The sequence below is a fragment of the Streptomyces chiangmaiensis genome (assembly GCF_036281785.1).
GTDB lineage: Bacteria > Actinomycetota > Actinomycetes > Streptomycetales > Streptomycetaceae > Streptomyces > Streptomyces chiangmaiensis.
In genome coordinates this window covers 1-4775 of record NZ_JAYWVC010000363.1, presented here as the reverse complement: position 1 = coordinate 4775, position 4775 = coordinate 1, and the positions used below count along the sequence as shown (strand labels likewise).

Genomic DNA, 4775 nt, shown 5'->3' with positions numbered 1-4775 from the left:
CACATAGCTGAGCCAGCCAAAGAAGCTGGTAAAGCGTTGGAAGTACTGATAGCAGCTCTCCGGTGTGGACACACTATCCGCAGTCGCGTGCACGGATATCCGTACTCGTGTGCTGACCACGGGGATTCCGCGTCGGTCTCAGATGTCGCGTGGCAGAACGGAACGGTTGCCCATCGGTGGTGCGGGCAACCCGTACTCCTTGCGGATTCTCGCGACCATGTGATTGCTCGTGTTGAAGCGGCGAGCGATCTCTGACTCGGAGTAGCGCCGCCCGAGCTGCTCCAACACGGCCTTGGGCAGGCGGCGTTTGAGCTCCTCGCGCATCGTGCCGGCGAGCCGTGCCTGGTACATGTTCTGAGCGAGGGGGACTCGCTCGAGGACGTGGTGGACCACGTGGGAGGACGTGCCGAGCCGGCCGGCCGTCTGGGCGACGGTCAGGCCCTGTCCCCGCATCAACTCGTGGACGTCCCGGGCCTGTACTGCGGCCGGGTCGAAGCCGGGCAGGGTCAGGCCGTCGAGGAGCTTTGCCGGGGGCTCCCACACCGTGGGCTCGCTGATGCCGCAGCGGGTCAGGAACGCCTGTGCAGTGCGCTCGAGTTCGGCTGTGAACTGCGGCGTTAATGTCGCGGGGAAGCTGGCGAGTTGGCTTCGCAGCTCGGGGGCGAGTTCCATCGGCATGGCGCTGATCCGTTCGATCAGGTAGCACCGGGTGACGAGGTAGCGGGGGCCCTGGCCCACAGCTGCTTGGGCGGCGCGACAGAACCGAGGCCAGTCCTCTTCGGTGAGAACGTCGGTGTAACTGAGCTCGCGGCGGCGCTCGTAGTCGATGGGGGGCGGGGTGCGGTCCAGGTAGTCGGCCAGCCTGAGCAGGGACCGCTGGGCGTCGGGCCAGTGGGGATTGTTCTGAAGGGCGTGCAGGACCCGGAAGTTACTCTCTCGGGTGCTGGCGTCGCCCAGGATCTTTGCCGCCCGGCCGTGGGTCAGAGTGTTGCCGGTTTGCAGGACGAGGCAGGGCAGCGCAACCTGCACCGTTCGCACGTTGAACCCCTTCGGGGGCAGCATCCTCAGAGCCCACCGGCTCCACATCAGGCCCGGGAGCCGCTGTGCCCGCCCGGCAGCTGCAGTGACGTGCATGGAGGTGCCGGGCAGGCCCGATCCGGTGCAGTAGCGAAGGACGGCCCCACGCTTCATGGTGGGCTGAAGGGCCCTGATGATGATGGCGTCCAGGACGGGGCTACAGCCCGCAGCCCAGGGCCGCACGTGGGCAGGGCTCGGCGGCTTGTCGGGGTAGTAGATGCCGATGAGCCAACGCATCGCCTCGCCGGACGCATGCACATCGCGTTGAGCCAGGAGCTCCGTCGCCACCGTGAGGGAAACGGCGGCGACGGCGGCGCGCATCGGGGCCTTTCCGCCGTCCCGCGAGGGTGCCTGATCCTCCCGGGGCAGCTCCGCCGGCAGAAGGGGTGCGCCGAGCCCGATGAGGTCATCGGGCAGCACGCCTTTCAGGTGCCAGCGGGTGGCTCTGTTGATGACCCGGCAGGCGAGCGACTTGATGTCGCTCAGCGCGGTGATCGCGTTCTGCGGGTGCTGCGCGTAGACGCCCATGTCGGCAAGGTCGCGGTCGATGATCTGATTCAGCATCTGCTGGGCGACCAGGGCCCGGTGCCCATCGGGCAGGAAGCAATCCGGGACTTCCGTGAGCGGATGGCCGCAGCGGTGGGCTGCTCGGCCGCGCGTCCGCGCCTACCCGGCCTGGGAGTTCATGCAGCGGCTCGGTTCTGACAGCTGACTTGGCGGATAGGGCTGAAGACGCGGCATCCGGACGCACACAGGACACTGGTCGCCGAGCAGCCGCCGGTGCTTCACGCAGGCGAAGGACCAGCCCAGACGCCAGCTCAGCAGCCAACGGCCCCCGTTGTCACGCAGGCAGTCCGGGCAGAAGAAGGACCCTCGGGAACGCCCCCAGAGGCGCCGCGGGTGGATCATGCGTGGCTTGGGTTCGACGACGAGGGCGCGACCGTCGTAGTGGGCGAGGGTCATCCGGCGGAGCCGGGCAGGCTCGATGCCGGTGGCCGCAGAAAGGGCTGCGGCTTCCGCGTCGGGGAGCAGGGTCAGCCAAGCGGGGTGCCTTTGAGGTTTCTGTCGAAGATCGCTGAGCCCGAGGTCGGGCAGGAGGTCGTTCCACGGGGTTCGCAACTGACGGCTCACAGCCTCCAGCCATGAGTCGAGCGCTTCGCCGGGGACGGGTGCGACCCGCAGCGGAAGTGAACGGAGCGCGGTCATGCCGCCTGCTTGCGGGGCCGGCTCCGCCTCGGCTTGGTGGTCATCTTCCGCCGCGCGAACTTCTTCTCGAGCGCTTTGCGGGCCCGCTCCGCCGCCGCGTCCATCTTCACCTGGTCGAGCAGTTCTTGGGTGAGGACCTCGGCACCCGTGCGGACGGCACGCTGACACCCGCGGTTGATCAACGTCATCAGCGAGCCGATGTGCCCGGTGCTGCGGACGTACAGATAGTCGGACAGCTCCTCGGCGAGCATCCCGGGAAACTTCCGAGCGAGCACGATCCGCTGCTCCAGGGTGAGCATGAGCTTGCGCCACGCGACACGGTGCGCGTCGTTGGTGACCAGGTACGGGTCCATGGTCAGCGGTGTCGTGCGGCGCCCGGTCTGCGCCAGGGTGATGTCGCCACTGGAGTCGATCTCCGAGTACAGGCCCCGGCTCTCCAGCTCGACCCCGACAAAGATCAAGGTGACCGGGAACTCGTTCGCGATGTACTTGAAGTGGTTGCTGACCTCCCTGCCGTTCTTGTCCTGCCACTTGAGGAAGTGCAGGTCGTCGATGATCAGCAGCTTCGTCTCGCAGCCAAGGACACAGTCCAGGGCGCGCTGCGCGAACAGCGCGGCGGTCCCGCTCCTGCGGCCCGGGTGAGCGAAGAACTCCAGCAGGGCCCGGTTGAAGTCCTTCATGCCGATGTTGCTGGTCAGCCCGACCCAGCACACGGGCCACCGCTCGTGACCGGCGGAGGTGAAGGCGCCATGGCGCGCGATCTGCTCGCGGTGGTACTTCAGCGCAAGGTTCAGCACCGCCGTGGTCTTGCCCAGACCAGGAAACGCGTCGATAGCGACGGCGCCCTTGGGCTTGTCGCCGTTCTGCTGGTTGCTGCCGATAATGTCCCACAAGTCTTCCTGCACGGCTTCGAGCTGAGGCGTTCTGAAGGGGCCGAGATTGGCGTGCCACACGCTCCGGTCATCGTGGTACTCCAGTCGCGCCGCCTCGCTCAGGTCCGCGATCTGCTGCGGCGTGAGCAGCTCCGGCTGCTCACGCCGCGGCGTCTCCGCCAGGGCCCGGAAGCCCTCCTTGCGGGAGAGCGTGAGGTTGTCCAGCTGCGGGTGCGCATCACGTTCGGGCGTGGGTCCGGGTGCGGGGTTCATACGTCCTCCAGGGCATCGGCGTAGAAGTCATCGGCGGCATCGTCGGCGTCGAGCTCGTCGTCATCGCTGGCCACGGGCCCTTCGTAGGGCTCCGCCTCGTCCGCGTCGTCCGCCAGTTCCTCGTCCGTCTCCTCGGTGTCGGCGGTGAGGATGCGGGCCACCGACGGCAGGGCGCGGATGACGTCGTCCTTGGTGGCGGCCAGGTCGAAAGCGGACTGCTCGCGGGCCTGCCGCAAAGCGATGCGCCGCTCCGTCATGGTCAGGCCAAGGCCGAGATGCCAGCGGTCCAACAGTTCGGCGACGGCGGTCTCGTCATCGGGGAAGCGGTACTTCGTGCCGGCGACCTTCCGGGCAAGCTCCAGGGCCTGCCCGCTGATCGGGAACTTCATCGCCGGGGCGTGTTCCCACTCCAGGGCGTGCCAGCGGCGGGTGTCCAGGCGCCGGAAGTAGACGTAATTGATGTTGTCGGGGTCGACGTGGATGGGCCACATCCCCTTGGCCTTCGGCCCCGTGTACGGGCTCGTCTCACCGCGATAGCCGTCCAGGCCGTCGCCGTTGTAGCGGCACTTGCGGATCTCGACGCCGTAGTGGTGGAGCGGCTTCCACTCGGTCTTCAGGAACTCGAACCCGAGCGCCGGATCGCGGGGAACCTCGATGTAGCCGGCGCGGGCGATCCCGTGCTCGAACATCACCGACGGCGACAGCCGCAGCCCCGGGACCCGCGTATCGACGAGCCCGTCATGGGGCCTCACGTGATACACGCAGGCCACCCACTCACGGATGATCGCCTCCAACTCGTGGAGGAAGAAGAACGCCTGGTCCTCCGGCCGCTCTCCCCGCGAGAACACATCCGGGCCCTTGTAGCCGGGCAGCGACTCCAACAGGCCCTCGCGCAGGGTCCTGAAAAATCTCTCGATCGGCCCCTTGTCCCGGCCCGTCCGCAGACGGGCCGGCTGGATCGAGAGGCCAAGGCGCTGGCAGACGGAAGTGATGTGCTCGCTGATGAACGGCTTGCCGTGGTCGACCACGATGGTCTCCGGCACCAGAGCCGGGCCGGCGACGCCTGTCTTGCCGCCGTCCTTCCCTTCCCCGTCGTCCTCTTCGAGGGCTTCGCGCTCCACGAAGACGGTGTGGGGGATGCCGTGGTCGGGCCAGACCGCGTGTGCGGGCCAGTCCTTGCCCGCCGGTCGGGGCCGGTAGGTCTGGAACAGCACCGCCGCGACGTCGATGGACTGCGTGGACACCGGGGTCACCCTGATCCCCGTGACGCACCTGTCGTACCAGTCCATCGCGACCGTCAGCTCGGCCTGCACCCACTTCAGCGTGATCGGGTCCATCGCGAAGACG

3 protein-coding genes and 1 pseudogene are annotated in these 4775 nt (G+C 67.7%); all 4 read right to left on the bottom strand.

Annotated elements, in window-relative coordinates:
* Positions 1 to 138: 138 nt before the first annotated feature.
* Complete coding sequence (locus VXC91_RS42450; protein WP_329512696.1) at positions 139 to 1641, bottom strand: hypothetical protein; 1503 nt, start codon at positions 1639 to 1641, stop codon at positions 139 to 141.
* Between the two features lie 102 nt (positions 1642 to 1743).
* Positions 1744 to 2283, bottom strand: a complete 540-nt coding sequence (locus VXC91_RS42445) for a TniQ family protein (RefSeq protein ID WP_329512695.1) — start codon at positions 2281 to 2283, stop codon at positions 1744 to 1746.
* Positions 2280 to 3428, bottom strand: a complete 1149-nt coding sequence (locus VXC91_RS42440; RefSeq protein ID WP_329512694.1) for an AAA family ATPase — start codon at positions 3426 to 3428, stop codon at positions 2280 to 2282. Before VXC91_RS42440 ends, VXC91_RS42445 begins: the two co-directional genes overlap by 4 nt.
* A pseudogene (locus VXC91_RS42435) lies at positions 3425 to 4775 on the bottom strand (transposase); the annotation flags it as partial. The gene VXC91_RS42440 and the pseudogene VXC91_RS42435, both read right to left, overlap by 4 nt.

Coding starts and splice junctions, on each gene's coding strand:
- VXC91_RS42450 (WP_329512696.1), bottom strand. CDS start 1,641: ATGCTGAATCAGATCATCGACCGCGACCTTGCCGACATGGGCGTCTAC.
- VXC91_RS42445 (WP_329512695.1), bottom strand. CDS start 2,283: ATGACCGCGCTCCGTTCACTTCCGCTGCGGGTCGCACCCGTCCCCGGC.
- VXC91_RS42440 (WP_329512694.1), bottom strand. CDS start 3,428: ATGAACCCCGCACCCGGACCCACGCCCGAACGTGATGCGCACCCGCAG.